Here is an 18621-nt window from a genome sequence, read left to right as displayed (position 1 = left end):
GGAGGTTGGTTGAAGGACTGCGATCGGCTTGTATGAGGTGAGGAGAGCACCGGGTGCTGGCAGGGTGGGGCTTGCGACAGTCTCACCGAGCAGTACGAGAGGTGCTCTCCTCATGTCCCACGCTAACGCAGCCCTGACCCCACGCGCCCGGCAGCGGGTGGCCCGCCTTGTCGTTGAGGAGGGCTACCCCATCAGCGAGGTCGCCGCCCGATTCCAATGCTCATGGCCCACCGTCAAACGCTGGGTGGACCGCTACCGCGCCGGGGAGGCGATGACCGACCGCTCCAGCCGCCCCCACTCCAGCCCCAACCGCACCCCCACCACCGTGGTACGCCGGGTCGTCAGCCTGCGCAGCCGCCTGCGGGAGGGCCCCGTCCAGCTCGCCGCCCGCACCGGCATCGCACCCTCGACGGTGCACCGCATCCTCAACACGGCCAGGCTGAACCGCCTCTCCTACCTCGACCGCGCCACCGGGCAGGTCGTACGCCGCTACGAGCACGAGAGCCCCGGTTCCCTGGTCCACGTCGACGTCAAGAAGGTCGGCAACATCCCCGACGGCGGTGGCTGGAGGTACGTGGGACGCACCCAGGGTGACCACAACCGCCAGACCACCGACGGCGCCAGGCGCAGGCACGGTCAGCCTCGTCTGGGGTGGGCCTACGTCCACTCCGTGCTCGATGACCACTCGCGCGTGGTCTACTCCGAGGTCCACGACGACGAGAAGGCTGCCACCGCTGTGGGTGTCCTGCAGCGGGCGGTGGCGTGGTTCGCCGCCCGCGGGGTGGTCGTTCAGCGGGTGCTGTCCGACAACGGGGCCGCCTACAGGTCACGGGCCTGGACCCAGGCCTGCGAGCGCCTGGGGGTCAAGGCCCGCTACACCAGGCCCTACCGGCCTCAGACCAACGGGAAGATCGAGCGGTACCACAGGACCCTGGCTGATGGGTGGGCCTACTCCCGCCACTACGCCAGTGAGGCCGAGCGCCGCGCCGCACTGCCGGCATGGACCCACTTCTACAATCACCACCGCCCCCACACCGCCACCGGCGCCCTCCCACCGATCACGAGGTTGACCAACCTCCCCGATCAGTACACCTAGCGGCGCACGACGTTCTCAGAGCCTCCCGGCGACCCTCTCCCGCAGGGCCAGGACGGCGGCGCCACGCGCCCACTCGACGCGGTCGTGCTCGCGGACGGTGACGCGCAGCTGCCGGGCGCTCGGCCGGCGCACGGCGGAGACGCCCACCATGACCTGGTCCTCGAGCAGCGCGGCGAGGTCGGCCCGCTCTCCGGCGACGACGACCTCCTCGGTGAGCGTGAGGGCGGCGACCATCCCTATGAGGCGACCCAGGCGTCGCGCGAAGGAGGCGCACACGGCGACGGCGACGGCGTCGCCGCCCTCGGCGAGCTCCACGACCCGGTGGGCGCTGGCGCGCTCGCGGACCTCGGCCTTCCAAGCGCGCTCGAGGGCCGCGCTCGTGAGGCACTCCATGGCCGGTGCCGCGTGGGGCGGGCGGGCGCCGTCGGGGACGGGGACGTTGGAGATGAGGCCGAGCTGGGCGTCGGCGCTCGTGACGACCTCGCTGTCGATGACGAGGCCGTAGCCGATGCCGGCGCCCGTGGTGAGCAGGGCGAAGCGGTCGCTCTCCGCCCCGGCGCCGAACCACGCCTCGAGGCCCGTGAGGGCGACGAGGTCGTTGCCGACGACGGCCGGGACGCCGAGCCGCTCCTCGACCAGCGCCGCGAGGGGCACGCCGTGCCAGCCGTAGAAGCCGGCGTCGTCGACCACGCGGCCGTCCGTGGTCGAGCCGCCCAGCGCCAGGCCGGTGCACGCAGGGCGCCGCGCGCCCGTCACGAGGGCGGCCGCCTCCGCGACGGCGTCGAGGACAGCGGCCGGGGAGTGCTCGGCCAGCTCGACGCGGCCGCTGGCGACGACGCTGGCCCGCAGGTCGGTGAGGACGGCGGTGACGGCCCGGTTCGACAGGGCGAGACCGAGGACGTGCTCGGCGTCGGCGCGCAGCTCGAGGGGGGACTGGGGGCGTCCCGTGCCCGCGACGCGCTCCGTGGAGGTGGTGAGCAGCCCGGCCTCGATGAGGGGCGCCGTCAGGCGCGTGACGGAGCCCGGCGAGATGCCGACGATCTCCATGAGCCGGGTACGCGGGAGGCGGCCGGAGCGCAGGAGGGCGAGGACGATCTCGCGCTGGGTTCCCGTGAGGTCGGTCCACGGGGAGGCGGGGGCGGGCACCGCGCCATCATGCACCGTCGGAGGCCTCGCGTCCGGGAAGTTGCCAAAGCGTTTCTTTCGACGCAAAATATTTCTCGGTCGACCGCCCCGGGCCGACCGACCACCTCACGCAAGGACGCACGGGAGTCCCCATGACAGCACTGAGCAGACGCTCCTTCCTCGCCACCTCGGCGGGGATCGCGGCGCTCGCCGCCGCCGGCGGCACGCTCGCCGGATGCTCATCCGGCGACGACGGCAAGGTCCACCTCGAGCTCTTCCAGTTCAAGAGCGAGGCCATCGACCTCTTCACCAAGATCTGCGACGACTTCAACGCCGCCAACCCCGACGTCGTCGTCACCCAGAACTTCCAGGCCGACAACGTCACCGCGCTGCGCGCCCGTCTCGTCAAGGGCGACATGCCCGACATGATGACGATCAACGGCGACTACAACTACGGGGCCCTCGCCCGCACCGGCATCTTCCGCGACTTCACGGACACCGGCATGCTCGACGGCGTCAACCCGACGATGGCGAACATCCTCAACACGCTGGGCACCGGCGGGGACGGCCAGACCAACGGCGTCGCCTTCGCCGACAACGGCTCGGGGATCATCTACAACAAGGACATCTTCGAGAAGGCCGGCGTCGAGCCGCCCACCACGTGGGCCGAGCTCATCGAGGTCTGCGACGAGCTCCAGGCCCAGGGCATCAACCCCTTCTACTGGGCCACCAAGGACAACTGGACCGGCGCCCCCGCCTTCTCGTCCCTCTCCGGCGACTTCCTCACCGACGGCGTCGCCGCCTGGTACGACAAGCGCCGCGAGATCGGTAACGGCATGAGCTTCAAGGAGCTCACCCCCGTCTTCGAGAAGATGCACCAGGCCTATCAGTACGGCAACTCCAACAAGGCCGGCCTCGGCTACAACGACGGCAACCAGGGCTTCGCCCAGGGCAAGGGTGCCATGTACTGGCATGGGACCTACGCCATCCCCGCCATCCGGTCCTACAACAAGGACATCAACCTCGGCACCTTCGCCACCCCCGCGGACGACGCGAAGGACACCAAGGTCGTCTCCGGCGTCGACGTCGCCCTCACCATGGGCACCGACCCGGCGCACCCCGAGGAGAACATGAGGTTCTTCCAGTACCTCATGGACAAGGCCAACATGAAGGCCTACTGCGACGAGCAGGTCGCCTACCCCACGCTCACGACGCTGTCGGCGACCGACCCCGCCCTCGAGGGCCTCCAGCAGTACTTCGACGACGAGCGCCTGGCCACCTACTCCGACCACAACTTCCCGCCGGCGATCACGCTGAACGCCTACATCCAGCAGTACTTCTTCGACGGCGACCTCGACAAGCTCATCACGACCCTGGACACCCAGTGGAACAAGGTCGTCAAGCGCATCAACGAGACGTCCTGAGAGCGCGGAGGCAACCCATGACCACGACCACGGCCGCCAAGCGGACCGCCGAGCGCGAGCGCAGCGCCGGGAACAAGCCCAAGCCGATCGACAAGGCCTACGTGTGGATGATCGTCCCCGCGGCCCTCGTCTTCACCGTCCTGCTGACGATCCCGCTGCTGACCGGCTTCTTCTACACCTTCACCAACTTCCAGGGCTACGGCGACTGGCACTTCGTCGGCCTGACGAACTACAAGAACCTGTTCCAGGACGACATCATCTGGGGCTCGTACGTCTTCACCTTCAAGTACGCCATCGTCGCCTCGATCCTCACGAACATCATCTCCCTGGGCCTCGCGCTCATGCTCAACTCGAAGCTCAAGGCCCAGAGCTTCTTCCGCGGGATCTTCTTCATCCCGTACATCCTCCCGGTGCTGGTGGTCTCCTACATCTTCAGCTACCTCTTCACGAACAACCTCCCCCTCATCGGGGAGAGGCTCGGCTGGGAGTGGCTGAGCACCTCGCTGCTCGCCAACGAGAACCTCGCCTGGCTCGCCATCGTCCTCGTCGGCGTGTGGCAGGCGGTCGCCTACAACACGATCATCTACCTGGCGGGCCTCCAGACGGTCCCCGAGGAGATCTACGAGGCCTCCGCCATCGACGGCGCCGGCCCCGTGCGACGCCTCTGGTCGATGACCCTGCCGCTCATCATCCCGTACCTCGGCATCAACATGGTCCTGTCCTTCAAGGGCTTCCTGGGCGTCTTCGACCAGATCGTCGCCCTCACCTCGGGCGGCCCGGGCACGGCGACCCAGTCGATCTCCTACCTCATCTTCAAGAACGGCTTCCAGGGCGGCGAGTACGCCTACCAGACGGCGAACGGCATCATCTACTTCATCATCGTGGTGCTCCTGTCCTTCGCCCAGCTCCGCTTCACCCAGAGCCAGGAAAGGGTCTGATCCGCGATGACCGCAGCAGCTCCCGCAGCCCCCGACGCCTCCGTCTCCGCCACCGGCACCATCGCCGAGGGCGCCCGCCCGCCGGCCGAGGAGAACACCTACAAGGTTCGCCGCCACTCCCGCCACACCTTCGGAGGCACGAACTGGTGGACGACCCTCCTCGCGATCGTCCTCAGCCTCACGATCCTCGTGCCGCTGTACTTCACCGTCGTCACGGCCTTCAAGACCCCGAGCAGCTCGCCGCCTCTGGCTGGGGCCTGCCCGACTCCTGGAGCCTGGACAACTTCAAGACCGCCTGGGACATGACCTCCTACCCCAAGCGCGTCCTCACCAGCTCGATCATCACCGTCGGCGCGACCGTCTTCACTATCCTGTCCAACTCGATGGTCTCCTACGCGCTGGCGCGCAACATGCACCGCCGCTGGGTCAAGGCGATGTACTACTACATCGTCGCGGCGCTCTTCGTGCCCTTCCCGATCATCATGCTGCCGGTGGTCAAGGAGACGGCCATGCTCCACCTGGACAACGAGGCGGGCCTCATCCTGCTCTACGTGGTCTACGGCCTGGCCTTCAACATCCTCATGTACACCTCCTTCATCAAGTCGATCCCGGAGGAGCTCGAGGAGGCCGCCGCCATCGACGGCGCCAGCCGCTGGGGGATCTTCTGGAAGGTGATCTTCCCGCTCCTGTCGCCCATGAACGCCACCGTCGGCATCCTCACCTGCCTGTGGGCGTGGAACGACTTCCTCCTGCCGCTGGTCATCCTCACCGACCAGTCCAAGGCGACGCTGCCGCTCGCGCAGTACGTCTTCCAGGGGCAGTTCAACACGAACTACCCGGTGTCCTTCGCCTCCTACCTCATGGCGATCGCCCCGATGTTCCTCGTGTACGTCATCGTCCAGCGCTGGGTCATCTCCGGCGTCATGCGAGGCTCGCAGAAGTGAACCGCCGAGGGACCGTGCCGCCGGCCCGGTCGCGCTGAACGCCGTCGCCCCCGGAACCACTCGGTTCCGGGGGCGACGGCGTTCAGCGTGGAGCCGAGGGGCCGCCCGACGACGGCGCCTGGCCCGCCCGTCAGAAGAACTCGCCGTCGATGTCCGCAACGGCCACGACCTTCTGGTTCGTGAACTCGGTCAGGCCGAGCTCGGCGAGCTCGCGGCCGTAGCCGGAGCGCTTGACCCCGCCGAAGGGGATGTCCGCGGCGACGCCGGTCGGCTGGTTGATGAAGACCATGCCCGTGTCGATCCGGCGGGCGAGCTGCTGGGCGCGGCGCACGTCGGAGGAGTAGATCGAGCCGCCCAGGCCGTAGGGCGAGTTGTTGGCGATGCGGACGGCGTCGTCGTCGTCCTTGGCCCGGTAGACCTGCGAGACGGGGCCGAAGAACTCAGTCTGGGAGGTCCGCGAGTCGTCCGGGACGTCCGTGAGGATCGTGGGCTGGAAGAAGGAGCCCTCCGCGGGGACCGGGTCGCCGATCTCCTCGACGGTGACGCCCTCCTGGCGGGCGCGCTCGACGAGCTCGGCGAGCTCGTCGGCGGCGGACTGGGAGGACAGCGGCGGCAGGGTCGTCGCCTCGTCCATCGGGTCGCCGGGCTTGAGCGTGGCGACCTTGGCCCGGTACTTCTCGAGGAACTCGTCGTAGAGCGAGTCGGCGATGATCATGCGCTTGCAGGAGGTGCAGACCTGGCCGCCGTTCCAGTGGCGTCCGAGGAGCGCCCACTCGACGACCTTGTCAAGGTCGGCGTCGTCGAGGACGATGAAGGCGTCGGAGCCGCCGAGCTCGAGGGTCGACTTCTTGAGGTTCTTGGCCGCTTCCTGGGCCACCGCGGCACCGGCGCCCTCCGATCCGGTGAGGGCGACGCCGCGCACGCGGGCGTCCGAGAGGATCTGCTCGTTGGCGTCGTGCGAGGCGAAGACGTTGACGAGGAGGCCGTCCGGGCCGCCCGCCTGCTTGAAGAGCTGCTCCATCTTGAGGGCGGACTGCGGCACGATCGAGGCGTGCTTGAGCACCAGGGTGTTGCCGGCCGCGAGCTGCGGGGCCGAGACGCGGATGACCTGGTAGAAGGGGAAGTTCCACGGCTCGACGGCGTAGATGACGCCCTGAGGATCGTGGACGATGGCGACGTCCATGTCCCCGTAGCCCCTGGCCGCGACGGGGCGCGGGGCGAGCAGGTCGGCGGCGTGGTCGACGTAGTAGCGCAGGATCCTCGCGCACAGGGCGACCTCGCCCTCCGCCTCGTTGATCATCTTGCCCATCTCGAGGGTGAGCGTCTCGGCGTACTCGCGGCGGTTCTCCTCGAGGATGTCCGCGGCCTTCTCCAGGACGGCGACGCGGTCCTCGACCGGGGTGTCCCTCCAGGTCGCGAAGGCGGCGTCCGCCTTGGCGATCGCGGCGTCGATCTCCGCCTCCGTCGCGGTGTCGAAGGTCGTGACGACCTCGCCGGTGTACGGGTTCGTGGTCTGGTATCCCATGGCTCTCTTCCTCGACGCGTGGGGCGTGACGCCGCTCACCGTAGACCCGTCCTCGGGCGCGCCGACACCCAGCCGGGGCGATTTCTCGCGCTGCGATACACCGCCCCGGTAGGGCTCCTGAGGCCCCGGCGGCCTTGAAGCGCGGGAAGTCACTGGGGTAGGACGGTGCCGCGCCCCGTGCGCCGACGAAGCCGCCGACCGCCCACCAGCAGGAGCACCCCGTGACCACGACCCCGGTCAACCCGCCCGCCCCCTTCATTGTCTCCCCGCGCCACGCGGGGGAGGACCCCGAGTGGTGGCGCCGCGCCGTCGTCTACCAGGTCTACCCGCGCTCCTTCCAGGACACCGACGGTGACGGCCTCGGCGACATCCGCGGCATCACGAGCCGCCTCGACCACCTCGACTCCCTCGGCGTCGACGTCGTCTGGCTCAGCCCCGTCTACCGCTCCCCGCAGGACGACAACGGCTACGACATCGCCGACTACGAGGACATCGACCCGATGTTCGGCAGCCTCGCCGACCTCGACGAGCTCATCGCCGGGCTCCACTCGCGCGGCATGCGCCTCGTCATGGACCTCGTCGTCAACCACACGAGCGACGAGCACGCCTGGTTCACCGAGTCCCGCGCGAGCAAGGACGGCCCGAAGCGCGACTGGTACATCTGGCGGCCCGCGCGAGAGATCGAGGGCCTGGAGCCGGGCGCGCCGGGCACCGAGCCCACCAACTGGGGCTCGGCCTTCTCCGGCTCCGCCTGGGAGTGGGACGAGGGCTCCGGCGAGTTCTTCCTCCACCTCTTCTCCCGCAAGCAGCCCGACCTCAACTGGGAAAACCCCGAGGTCCGCCAGGCCGTCTACGCCTTCATGAACCGCTGGGTCGACCGCGGCGTCGACGGCTTCCGCATGGACGTCATCAACCTCATCTCCAAGACCTACCCGCTCTCCGACGGCCCGCAGGGAGAGGGCGACCTCTACGGCTCCGGCTTCGCCGCCGTCGCCAACGGCCCCCGCGTCCACGAGTTCCTGCACGAGATGAACGAGGCGGTCTTCGCCTCCCGGAGCGCCCAGCACGTCATCACCGTGGGCGAGACCCCCGGCGTCACCCGCGACGAGGCGGCGCTCTTCACGGACCCGGCCCGGGCCGAGGTCGACATGGTCTTCCAGTTCGAGCACGTCGGCCTCACCGACGGACCCGGCGGCAAGTTCGACCCGGTCCCGCTCGACCGCGTCGCCCTCAAGCGCAACCTCGCCGACTGGCAGGCCGCCCTCGCCCCCGTCACGGACGGCTCCGGCGCCGTCACCGGCGAGGAGGGCTGGAACTCCCTGTACTGGGACAACCACGACCAGCCACGCGCCGTCTCCCGCTTCGGCGACGACGACCCTGCCTGGCGCGAGCGCTCCGCCAAGACCCTCGCCTCGGTCCTCCACCTCCACCGCGGCACCCCCTACGTCTACCAGGGCGAGGAGCTCGGCCAGACCAACACCGTCTTCGGCTCCATCGACGACTTCCGCGACCTCGAGTCCGTCAACCACTTCCACGAGCGCGTCGGCGTCGGAGACGACCCGGCCGCCGTCCTGGACGGGCTGCGTCCCAACTCCCGCGACAACGCGCGCACCCCCGTCCAGTGGGACGCCTCCGAGAACGCCGGCTTCACGACCGGCACGCCGTGGATCGACGTCGCCCCGGGCGCCGCGGAGGTCAACGCCGCCGCCCAGGTGGGCGTGCCCGGCAGCGTCTTCGAGCACTACCGGGCGCTCATCGACCTGCGCCACTCCGACGACGCGCTCGCCCTGGGCACCTTCCGCCTCCTCGACGCCGACGACGCCGCCTCCTGGACGATCCTGCGCGAGCACGTCGCCGCGGACGGCGCGCGCGAGCAGCTCCTACTCGTCGCCTCCTGCTCGCGGGAGGACCTCGAGACCGGGGAGGGCTCCGCGCTGCGCGGCCGCCTCGCCGCCGACGGCCTCGACCTCGCCGACTGGGACGGCGCGGAGCGCGTCCTCGTGGCGAGCCTGCCGGCCGACGAGGCCGTCGCCTCCGGCACGGGCGTCCCCGAGCGCCTAGGCGGCTGGGACTCCGTGCTCCTGCGCCGCAGTCTCTGAGACGCCGAGCGAGGGGCGCGCTGCGGCGCGGCCCCTCGGGCGGAATGCGTGACGGCCGCCGTCCACCAGTGCGTGGACGGCGACCGCCGCCGTGCGCGCGGGAGGGAGCCGCACTCAGCCGCGGTGGCGTGGAACGGCCGGCGGAGTGCGGCGCGTGGCCCTGAGCGACGGGCTCAGGCGCGGTGCAGGCGCGCGTCAGCCCGGCGGCCCGGCAGCCACGTCGTCACCGTGACTGCGGCCGTCGTCCCCACGAGGAGGACCGGCAGGAGCCACAGGGGCGCGTGCGGCAGCTCCCAGATGAAGAGCGCCGCGAAGACCGGCGCCTTCTGCGTCACCGCGAGGACGACGGCGCCGCCGATGACCGCCGTCGCCGCGACCGAGACGTCGATCCCGACCAGGTGCGCGAGCCCGGCCAGGCCCGCGCCGACCGAGGAACCGAGCGCGAAGGAGGGCGCGAGCAGACCGCCGGTGGCGCCCGCTCCGAGCGTCGCGCCCGTGAGCAGGGGCTTGAGCAGGACGACGCCGAGCAGCGCCACGAGCGCCGGCCCGGCCGCCGAGGTCGTGAGCGCCACCTGGAAGGCGTCCTTGCCGTTACCGGGCAGCTGGGCGAGCCGCAGCGAGGCCGTGCCCGTAAGGAGGCCCGCCCCGCCGACGGCGAGCGGGAGGGACCAGGAGTCGGGGAGACGGTGGCTCTTGAACCAGGACCACAGGCCCCGCGCGAGCCAGCCGGCCAGCGCAGCCGCCGGGACGACGACGAGCGCGGCGAGGAGGTCGGCGGCGGTGAAGGGCGCGTGCGGCATGGCGAGACTCGCGGCCCCGTGCGAGTGCAGCCAGGAGACGACGGTCGCCAGGCAGGAGATGACGACGGCGAGGGCGCTGGCCCGCAGGCCGCGGCCGGCCCGCGTCGAGGCGAGCATGACGATCTCGACCGCGTAGGCGGCGCCTCCGAGCGGCGCGTTGTACATGGCGGCCAGGCCCGCCCCGGCCGCGGAGGCGATGAGGACGGGCACCCAGGCGACGTCGACGCCCAGGGCGAGCGAGACGCGGGCGGCGACCGCGCCGGCGGCCAGCCTCGGGGCGCCCTCACGGCCCACCGAGTTTCCCGAGCCGACCGTGAGGACCTGCAGGACGGCGTCGGCGAAGGGGCGCAGGATCCCCATGCGTCGTGCGGGCTCCAGCCCGGTGTCGGCGACGGCCTTCTCGACGCTCACGACGCCGCCGGTGGCCCGCTCCCACCACCACAGGGCTCCCGCGAGGAGCCCGCCGGCGGCCGGAGCGAGGACGCGTCGCCAGGTCTCGGCCGCGGCGACGCGCTGCGGCAGGGACCCGTCGCGCACCCCGTAGAAGAGCCACTCGAAGCCCTCGAGGAGGTAGGCCATCGCGATCCCGATGAACCCGGCGGCCACGCCGCTCAGGAGGATCGTGAGGGCGAGGCGCCACCACTGGCCCGGGGCGGGGGAGCCGGTCATGGCAGGGCGGGGCGCGTTCATCGCTCCCGACGATACCGGCGGCGGGAGCGGCCCCGCCGCCCTCGGCGAGGGCTCCGGGCGGGGCCCGTGGAGCCGCTCAGGCGCGCGCGGCCCGCTCCGCCTCGGCGCGGCTCGGGCCGAAGGCCGGAAGGTCCTCCGGCGCCAGCTCGCCCTCCTCCTGGCTCACGAGCGAGATCGCGTCGCGCAGCCCCATCCACCACTGCTCGCGCGGACGGCGGTTGACGAGGTCGAGCTCCTCGTTCATTCGCTCCAGGGGGTGGTGGGTGATGCGGCCCTCGACGAGCCCGACGTAGCTCGAGTGGTACGTCCCGGCGTCGAGCTGGTCGGAGAGGAGCCCCAGCGCGTGGGAGACGAGCTTCGTCGCCATGATGCGGTCGAAGGGGGTGGGGTCGCCGCCCTGCTGGACGTGCCCGACGATCGCCTCGCGCACGTCGTAGAGGCCGTGCCCCTCCTCGGTGAAGATCTTGGCGAGGACGTCCGTCGTGTAGCCCTCGCTCGCCCGCTCGTTGCGGACGACGAGGTAGAGCTTGCGGCCGGCCCGGAAGGAGTCGACCATCCGCTCGGAGTCGGCCGCCAGCTCGGACAGGGTGATGCCGTCCTCGTGGAGGTAGACCTTCTCCGCGCCGGCCGCGAGGCCGCTCATGAGGGACAGGTACCCGCACCTGCGGCCCATGACCTCGGCGACGAAGCAGCGGTGCGACGCCGCACCGGACTGCTTGATGGCGTCCAGGGAGGCGACGGCGTTGTTGAGGGCCGTGTCCGCCCCGACGCTCAACTCGGAGCCGGGCAGGTTGTTGTCGATCGACGCCGGCACGCACACGATCGGGATGTTGAAGGCGGGGTAGCGGTCCCGCTCGCGCACGAGCAGGTTCGCCGCGAGGTAGGCGTTGAAGCCGCCGATGACGAGGAGGCCGTCGATGTCGTGGGACTCGATGGAGCGGCCCAGCGCGTACAGCTGCTCGACGGTCGGCACCTCGCGGCGCGTGCCGAGCTCGGCACCGCCGTCGCCGACCCAGCCCTCGACGTCGTCCCAGGACAGCTCCCGCACGTCGCCGTCCAGCAGCCCCGGGAAGCCGCCGTTGACGCCGAGCATGGTGAAGTCGTGGTCCAGCCCGAGCCGGACCGCCGCGCGCGCCGCCGTGTTCATGCCCGGTGCGAGGCCGCCGGCGTGGACGATCGCGATGCGGCGCGAGCGCGCCGGCGCGGCGCCGTCGTCGGACTCGGCGCGGTGGTGGAGCTCGCCGATGGCCGCCGGGTCGAGCACCGGGGGAGTGGACATGGTCTCGAAGAGCTCGAGCATCTGCCCGAAGCTGGCGCCGCGGGCCTCGATGGCGCCCTCGTAGTCGCCGTCCTCGACGAGCCTGGCGACGGCGCGCGTGCGGCCGATGTGCTCCATCATCGGCAGGCGGTGGATGCGGTTGTGGCGCTCGGCGATGATGACGGGCTCCTCCTCCGGGCGGGCCAGCACGACCTCGCGGGCGGCGGCGCAGCCCAGGAGGGTCGACATCCAGCGGTCGTAGGCGCTGGGACGCCCGCCTCGCTGGACGTGGCCGAGGATCGTGACACGGGGGTCCTCGCCGAGCCGGTCGTGGATGATGCGGCTGACGTCGTCGGCCGTGATGCGGTTGCCGGCGCGGTCGGTGGCGCCCTCCGCGACGATGACCATGGACTCGCGGCGCCCCGCCTCGCGGCCGGTGCGCAGCTTGAGGCACATGTCCTCCTCCCAGCCCTCGGCGGGCGGGAGTTCGGGGACGAGGACGTAGTCGCAGCCGCCGGCGACGGCGGCCATGAGCGCGAGGTAGCCGCAGTGGCGGCCCATGACCTCGACGACGAAGGTGCGCTGGTGGCTCGCCGCCGTGGAGGAGATGTCGTCGATGGCCTCGAGGATGCGGTGCAGCGCGGAGTCCGTGCCGATCGTCATGTCGGCGCCGACGAGGTCGTTGTCGATGGAGCCGACCAGGCCAGTCACCATGAGCTCGGGGTGGGCCTGCGCGGTCTGGGGGGTGATGCGCCCGGTCTCGGCGAGCTCGGCGACGAGCCCGGGCCAGTTCTTGCGGAACTCGTTCGTGCCGGTAAGGGATCCGTCCCCGCCGATGACGACGAGGCGGTCGATGCCGTGCTCGAGGAGGCTGGCGGCGGCGTCGAGCTGCCCGGCGCGCTCGCGGAACTCGGCGCAGCGCGCGGTTCCGATGATCGTGCCGCCCTTGTGGAGGATGGAGCCGACCGAGTCCCACTCGAGCGGGCGGATCCCGTCGCCGCCCTTGACGGCCCCGGACCAGCCCTCCATGACGGCGTAGGGCTGGGCGCCCATGCGCAGCGCCGTGCGGACGACGGATCGCACGGCCGCGTTCATGCCCTGGGCGTCGCCGCCGGAGGTGAGGATGCCGATCCGCACCCGCTCCGACGCGGGGGCGCCGACGGCGGCCCCGTCCGCCGTCGTCGCGGTGCTCCGGTCCTCGGCTCGGTCCTCGACTGCCATGACGTCCCTCCAGGTCGCGCGGATCTTCTGGACCATTGTCGTCGACCGCGCGAGCCGCGTCACCTCTCGCTGGGTGAACACCCGCCGACTCGTCCGGGCCTTTCGTCCTCACTGTGGCCTGGGTCGCGTTAGGCTCGGCCGCGGACACACGCCCAGCCCGGGAACGACGACGCCCCCGGACACGATCCTGGAAGGACGATCTGGATGGACCTGTACGAGTACCAGGCGCGAGACCTGTTCAGGAAGCACGGCGTCCCCGTGCTCGGGGGAGGAACCGCCACGACCCCGGAGCAGGCGCAGGCCGTCGCCGAGGACATGTTCGCCCACGGCTCCTCCCTCGTCGTCGTCAAGGCCCAGGTCAAGACCGGCGGCCGCGGCAAGGCCGGCGGCGTCAAGCTCGCCCGCAGCGCCGACGAGGCCCGCGCCGCCGCCGAGAAGATCCTCGGCATGGACATCAAGGGCCACGCGGTCCGCACCGTCCTCATCGCGGAGGGCGCGGACATCGCTTCCGAGTTCTACTTCTCGATCCTCCTGGACCGCGCCGAGCGCCGCTACCTCGCCATGTGCTCCAAGGAGGGCGGCATGGAGATCGAGACGCTCGCCAAGGAGCGCCCTGAGGCCCTCGCCCGCGTCGCCATCGACCCGCTCGTCGGCGTCAACGCCGACGTCGCCGCGCAGATCGTCGAGGCCGCCGGCTTCGAGCCCGGCCCCGTCGCGACCGGCGTCGCCTCCGCGATCATTCAGCTGTGGGAGGTCTTCTCCGAGGAGGACGCCACGCTGGTGGAGGTCAACCCCCTGGTCGCCACCCCGGAGGACACGGTCCTCGCGGTCGACGGCAAGGTCTCCCTCGACGACAACTCCCGCTTCCGCCACCCCGAGCACACGGACCTCAAGGACACCTCCGAGGCCGACCCGCTCGAGACCCGGGCCAAGGAGGCCGGCCTCAACTACGTCCGCCTCGAGGGCGAGGTCGGGGTCCTCGGCAACGGCGCCGGCCTGGTTATGTCCACCCTCGACGTCGTCGCCGGCGCCGGCGAGCGGCACGGCGGCATGCGCCCCGCGAACTTCCTCGACCTGGGCGGCGGCTCCTCGGCGGAGGTGATGGCCACCGGCCTCGAGGTCGTCGCCTCCGACCCGCAGGTCCGCGCCATCCTCGTCAACGTCTTCGGCGGCATCACCTCCTGCGACACCGTCGCGAACGGCATCGTCACCGCCGTCGGGGCGCTGGAGGACTTCGACAAGCCCATCGTCGTCCGCCTGGACGGCAACAACGCCGCGCTGGGTCGCCAGATCCTCGCGGACGCCGACATCGACGGCGTCACCGTCGTCCCCACCATGGAGGGCGCCGCCGACGTCGTCACCGAGATCGCCGAGAAGCTGGGAGCCTGAGTCCATGAGCATCTTCCTCGATGAGAACGACCGCGTCATCGTCCAGGGCATGACCGGCTCGGAGGGCCAGAAGCACACCCGCCGCATGCTCTCCGCCGGCACGAAGGTCGTCGCGGGCGTCAACCCGCGCAAGGCCGGCACCTCCGTCGCCTTCGACGTCGAGCCTATCGGCCCGGCCGCCGGCGGCGTCTCCGCCGGGACCGTCGAGGTGCCCGTCTACGGCACCGTCGCCGAGGCCCGCTCCGCCACGGACGCCACCGTCTCCGTCGTCTTCGTCCCGCCGGCCTTCGCCAAGGACGCCGTCGTCGAGGCCGTCGACGCGGGCCTGCGCCTCGTCGTCGTCATCACCGAGGGCATCCCGGTCCACGACGCCACCTACTTCCGCGCCTACGCGGCGAGCAAGGGCGTCCAGATCATCGGCCCGAACTGCCCCGGCATCATCTCCCCGGCGCGCTCCAACGTCGGCATCACCCCGCCCGACATCACCGGCCCCGGCCCCATCGGCCTGGTCTCCAAGTCCGGCACCTTGACCTACCAGCTCATGCACGAGCTGCGGGACCTCGGCTTCACCACCTGCATCGGCATCGGCGGCGACCCGGTCGTCGGCACGACCCACATCGACGCCCTCGCCGGCTTCGAGGCGGACCCCGACACCAAGGCCATCGTCATGATCGGCGAGATCGGCGGCGACGCCGAGGAGCGGGCCGCGGCCTACATCAAGGAGCACGTCACCAAGCCGGTCGTCGCCTACGTCGCCGGCTTCACCGCCCCCGAGGGCAAGACCATGGGCCACGCCGGCGCCATCGTCTCCGGCTCCTCGGGCACCGCCGCCGCCAAGAAGGTCGCCCTCGAGGCGGCCGGCGTGCGCGTGGGCCGCACCCCCACCGAGACCGCCGACATCGCCCGCGAGCTCTACCGCGAGCTCGCCGGCGGGCAGGCGTGAGCCGCGAGCGTGGTCAACGAGGACTGAGCGAGGACCAGCCCACCGGGGAGCGCGGCACGACCCGCGCCCTCCCGGTGGACTGGCCCTTCGCCGTGCGCGCGGGCGTCGAGTCGGTCCTGGCGGGCTGGCTCGTCGTCGTCGTCCCGACGCTCGCCGTCTTCGTCTCGACCTCCTCCCTCGACGCGGCCGCGGCGCTCTCGCTCGGGTCGGCGCTGCGCACCGGCACGGGGCTGTGGGGACTCGCCCTGGGCGGCTCCGTCGGCAGCGCCGAGTCCGCCGACGGAGTCCTCGCCCTCCCGCTCCTGGGCGTCGCCCTCCTCCAGGCGTGGCTCACCGCGCAGTCGGTCCGCCGCGCCCGGCTCACCGGCCCCGCCTCGGGCGTTTGGGTGGTCGGGTCCGCCCTGCTCACGAGCCTCGTGCTCGTCCTCCTCGCGGGGCCGACTGGGACCGGGTCCCTGCCGGCCGTCGTCGGCAGCGCCCTCCTGGCCCTGCTCGTCACCGCCTGGAGCCTCCACCGCGAGGGGCGGGGCTGGACCCGCGCCTCGCAGGCGTGGGGCCGCCGCCCCCGGTGGGTCGACCCCGCGCTCGCCCTGGCCCGGACGACCGCGATCATCATCGGCGCGCTCGTCCTGCTGGCCGCGCTGGCGGCGGTCGTCGGCGGCTTCCACCGCTTCACCCGCCTCTACGGGGCGGTGAGCACGGGCGGCGTCCTCGGATGGCTCGGCCTCCTGCTCCTCCAGCTCGCCTGGGTCCCGACGACGCTCGTCTGGGCCCTCGCGTGGCTGGTGGGGCCCGGCTTCGTCGTGGGCACCGGGACGGTCTTCGCCCCGAGCCACGTCGTGGCCGGGTCCGTGCCCTCCCTGCCCCTCCTCGGCCTCCTGCCGACGGACTCCCTCTCGCACGGGGGAGAGGTGCTGCCGCTCGCGCTCAGCCTCGCCGGGCTCGTCGCGGTGTGGCGCCACCGTCGGCGGCTCGCCGCGCTCGCGCTCCCCGAGGCGCTCGTCGCCGCCGTCGCCGCCGCCCTCGTGCTCGCGCTGCTCACGCTCATCGGCTGCCTCCTGGCCTCGGGCGCCATCGGCCCGGGCCGCATGGCCGACGTCGGTCCGCGCTCCGGCCTCGTCGCCGGGCTCCTCCTGTTCGAGGTCGGCGTGGCCGTACTCGCCGGGACGGCCGTCGTCCACCCGTGGACGCGCCGTGCCGCCGAGCACGGCGTCGAGCACACCGGGGCGGCCGCCACGAGCGCCCGTGAGCGCGTCGGCGCCGGCCTCGACGCCGCGCGCGAGCGGCGCGCGCAGACCCGCCGCGACCGCGAGGAGGCCCGCGCGCAGCAGCGCCCGGTCGACGACGATCCCCTGGACGCAGCGTCCCCCGACGGCGAGTGGGACGACGACACCGAGTGGGACGAGGAGCCTGCCTGGGACGAGGGCGCTGAGGCGCCGGAGGTCGCCGAGGACGACCAGCCCGACGATGGCTGGGACGACGCGGGGGAGGAGGCCGACGCCGACGAGGCCCCCGAGCCGTGGGACGACCCGGACGACGCCGATGACTCCGACGGACTCGCGGCTGCGAGGCGCGAGCCCGGTCCCGGGACCGCACACGCCGGGGCCCCCGGCGGGGCCGGTACGGAGCGCCCGCGCTTCACCGGCTGGCGGGCCCGGCTCGCCGACCGCCTCGACCGCGACGAGGCCGAGGCCGCCGCCGCGCGTGCCGAGAAGGCGGCCCGCGCCACCACCACCAACACGGAGGACACCGATGACTGAGGCAGGGCCGACCATGACGGGCGCCGGGGCCGCGCGGCTCGTCGTCCTCGTCTCCGGGACGGGCTCCAACCTCGTCGCGCTGCTGCGCGCCTGCGAGGACCCTGCCTACGGCGCCGAGGTCGTGCGCGTCGTCGCCGACAAGCCCTGCCCCGGCGTCGGGCACGCCCTGGCCGCCGGCGTGGCGGCCTCCGTCGTCGCACCGCGCGACTTCGCCGACCGCCCCGCCTGGGACGAGGCCCTCGCAGAGGAGATCGCGGGCGCCGAGCCGGACCTCGTCGTCTGCGCCGGCTTCATGAGGATCCTCGGCGAGCCCGTCCTCACCCGGCTCGAGGGGCGCATCATCAACACCCACCCCTCTCTCCTGCCGAGCTTCCCCGGGGCGCACGCCGTCCGCGACGCCCTCGCCGCCGGGGCGACCCGCGCCGGCGCCACCCTGTTCTGGGTGGACGCGGGCGTCGACACGGGCGAGCACATCGCCCAGGTCGAGGTGCCGGTCCTGCCCGGGGACACCGAGGAGAGCCTCACCGCGCGGGTCAAGGCTGCGGAGACGCCCCAGCTCGTCGAGCAGGTCGGGATCCTCGCGCGCGAGCGCCGGCACTGAGGCCGGTGCCGAGGAGGCCGGTACCGAGCCCCTCACCGCCCCGCGCGCGGAACGAGCACGACCTCCCTGGACGTACCGGGCGCCGACGGCGTCGGGCTGGTCCAGGGAGGTCGTGCTCGTCGTTCGGGGCGTCCGGCCCCGGGGGCTCAGGCCGTGATCTCGCGGCGGACGGCCTCGATCGTGCCCGACCACACGACGTGGCCGAGGGCCTCCGAGAGGTGCTCCTGCCACGGCTGCTCCGCGGCCGACGGCACCGTGCCGAGGGCGGGCAGCACGGCCAGGTGGAAGCCGACCCAGACGCCGAGGCCGTAGAGGGCTCCGCCGCCGGCCGTGATCGCCGGGCAGCGCTCGGCGAGGAGGCAGTACGGCACCGCGGTGCCGACGGAGAAGGCGTGGTGGACGGCCAGCCCCGTCACGCCGATCTCGTTGCCGTTGTACGTGACCGTCAGGTCGCGGATCTCCTCGGGGACGCCGATCTGCTCGAGCAGGTGCGCCGGCGGGTTCGGGTCGTTCCGCTCGGGCGTGCGCGGGGGCAGGACCGCCTCCCAGCCGATCTTGACCAGCCCGGCGACGAGGCCGCCGACGACGCCGGCGGCCAGCGCCGTGCCGACGCCGGAGCCCTTCGAGCGTCCCAGGGACGAGAGTGCTGACATGCCGTTCCTCCTGCCCCTCCGTCGCGGAGCCTCGCGGACGCGGCCGGACGGGCCGCCGCAGCCGCCGTCGGCCGCGGCCCCAACCTAGCGCCCGGAGCCCGAGGGCTCGCGAAGGATGGGTGCCGACACCGCCGCACGAGCGCGCGATGCCGGCA

The 18621-nt window shown here is 72.3% G+C and carries 15 protein-coding genes; 10 read left to right on the top strand and 5 right to left on the bottom strand.

The annotated features are described in order from the left end of the window. Positions 1 to 112 precede the first annotated feature (112 nt). Positions 113 to 1096: an IS481 family transposase gene (locus tag AXF14_RS00980; protein ID WP_067939229.1), complete on the top strand. Its 984-nt coding sequence runs from the start codon at positions 113 to 115 to the stop codon at positions 1094 to 1096. Between the two features lie 15 nt (positions 1097 to 1111). Here AXF14_RS00980 and AXF14_RS00975 read toward each other — a convergent pair whose 3' ends face one another. Further along, a complete protein-coding gene (locus AXF14_RS00975; protein ID WP_236755772.1) occupies positions 1112 to 2242 on the bottom strand; it encodes an ROK family transcriptional regulator in 1131 nt (376 codons plus the stop codon). A 131-nt stretch (positions 2243 to 2373) separates the two neighbouring features. Between AXF14_RS00975 and AXF14_RS00970 the strand changes: the two genes are divergently transcribed. From AXF14_RS00970 to AXF14_RS00960, 4 genes are read left to right on the top strand one after another with little or no spacing between them, the layout of a single operon-like run. Next, the gene (locus AXF14_RS00970; RefSeq protein ID WP_067939226.1) at positions 2374 to 3645 is read left to right on the top strand and encodes an ABC transporter substrate-binding protein; all 1272 of its coding nucleotides are present in this window, start codon (positions 2374 to 2376) and stop codon (positions 3643 to 3645) included. 17 nt (positions 3646 to 3662) lie between these two features. Continuing rightward, the gene (locus tag AXF14_RS00965) at positions 3663 to 4583 is read left to right on the top strand and encodes a carbohydrate ABC transporter permease (RefSeq protein WP_084355246.1); all 921 of its coding nucleotides are present in this window, start codon (positions 3663 to 3665) and stop codon (positions 4581 to 4583) included. A gap of 6 nt (positions 4584 to 4589) precedes the next feature. After that, positions 4590 to 4889, top strand: a complete 300-nt coding sequence (locus AXF14_RS14245; protein WP_236755765.1) for a hypothetical protein — start codon at positions 4590 to 4592, stop codon at positions 4887 to 4889. Further along, positions 4886 to 5527, top strand: a complete 642-nt coding sequence (locus AXF14_RS00960; protein ID WP_236755763.1) for a carbohydrate ABC transporter permease — start codon at positions 4886 to 4888, stop codon at positions 5525 to 5527. The genes AXF14_RS14245 and AXF14_RS00960 overlap by 4 nt, the downstream gene beginning before the upstream one ends. 130 nt (positions 5528 to 5657) lie before the next feature. Here the strand turns inward: AXF14_RS00960 and AXF14_RS00955 are convergent, their stop codons facing one another. After that, entirely contained in the window at positions 5658 to 7052 is a 1395-nt protein-coding gene (locus tag AXF14_RS00955; protein WP_067939224.1) for an NAD-dependent succinate-semialdehyde dehydrogenase, read from the bottom strand. Between the two features lie 221 nt (positions 7053 to 7273). Between AXF14_RS00955 and AXF14_RS00950 the strand changes: the two genes are divergently transcribed. Continuing rightward, a complete protein-coding gene (locus tag AXF14_RS00950; protein ID WP_067939220.1) occupies positions 7274 to 9151 on the top strand; it encodes an alpha-glucosidase in 1878 nt (625 codons plus the stop codon). A gap of 173 nt (positions 9152 to 9324) precedes the next feature. On the opposite strand, the gene AXF14_RS00945 is transcribed toward AXF14_RS00950, so the two are convergent. Next, positions 9325 to 10641, bottom strand: coding sequence for a chloride channel protein (locus AXF14_RS00945; protein ID WP_236755761.1), 1317 nt, complete (start codon positions 10639 to 10641; stop codon positions 9325 to 9327). A gap of 76 nt (positions 10642 to 10717) precedes the next feature. After that, complete coding sequence (locus AXF14_RS00940) at positions 10718 to 13120, bottom strand: 6-phosphofructokinase (RefSeq protein ID WP_084355590.1); 2403 nt, start codon at positions 13118 to 13120, stop codon at positions 10718 to 10720. A gap of 204 nt (positions 13121 to 13324) precedes the next feature. On the opposite strand from AXF14_RS00940, the gene sucC reads away from it, so the two are divergent. From sucC to purN, 4 genes are read left to right on the top strand one after another with little or no spacing between them, the layout of a single operon-like run. Then, the gene (sucC, locus tag AXF14_RS00935; RefSeq protein ID WP_067939218.1) at positions 13325 to 14509 is read left to right on the top strand and encodes an ADP-forming succinate--CoA ligase subunit beta; all 1185 of its coding nucleotides are present in this window, start codon (positions 13325 to 13327) and stop codon (positions 14507 to 14509) included. 4 nt (positions 14510 to 14513) lie between these two features. Next, complete coding sequence (gene sucD / locus AXF14_RS00930) at positions 14514 to 15452, top strand: succinate--CoA ligase subunit alpha (protein WP_067939215.1); 939 nt, start codon at positions 14514 to 14516, stop codon at positions 15450 to 15452. After that, complete coding sequence (locus AXF14_RS13815; protein WP_169798233.1) at positions 15449 to 17212, top strand: cell division protein PerM; 1764 nt, start codon at positions 15449 to 15451, stop codon at positions 17210 to 17212. The genes sucD and AXF14_RS13815 overlap by 4 nt, the downstream gene beginning before the upstream one ends. Beyond that, complete coding sequence (gene purN / locus AXF14_RS00920) at positions 17205 to 17813, top strand: phosphoribosylglycinamide formyltransferase (RefSeq protein WP_150118499.1); 609 nt, start codon at positions 17205 to 17207, stop codon at positions 17811 to 17813. The genes AXF14_RS13815 and purN overlap by 8 nt, the downstream gene beginning before the upstream one ends. A gap of 146 nt (positions 17814 to 17959) precedes the next feature. Here the strand turns inward: purN and AXF14_RS00915 are convergent, their stop codons facing one another. After that, entirely contained in the window at positions 17960 to 18466 is a 507-nt protein-coding gene (locus AXF14_RS00915; protein ID WP_067939206.1) for a YagU family protein, read from the bottom strand. Between the last annotated feature and the right edge of the window lie 155 nt (positions 18467 to 18621).

The organism is Actinomyces radicidentis, from assembly GCF_001553565.1.
GTDB classification, from domain to species: domain Bacteria; phylum Actinomycetota; class Actinomycetes; order Actinomycetales; family Actinomycetaceae; genus Actinomyces; species Actinomyces radicidentis.
The sequence above is the reverse complement of the archived record's forward strand: the minus strand, read 5'-3'. Positions and strand labels throughout refer to the sequence as shown.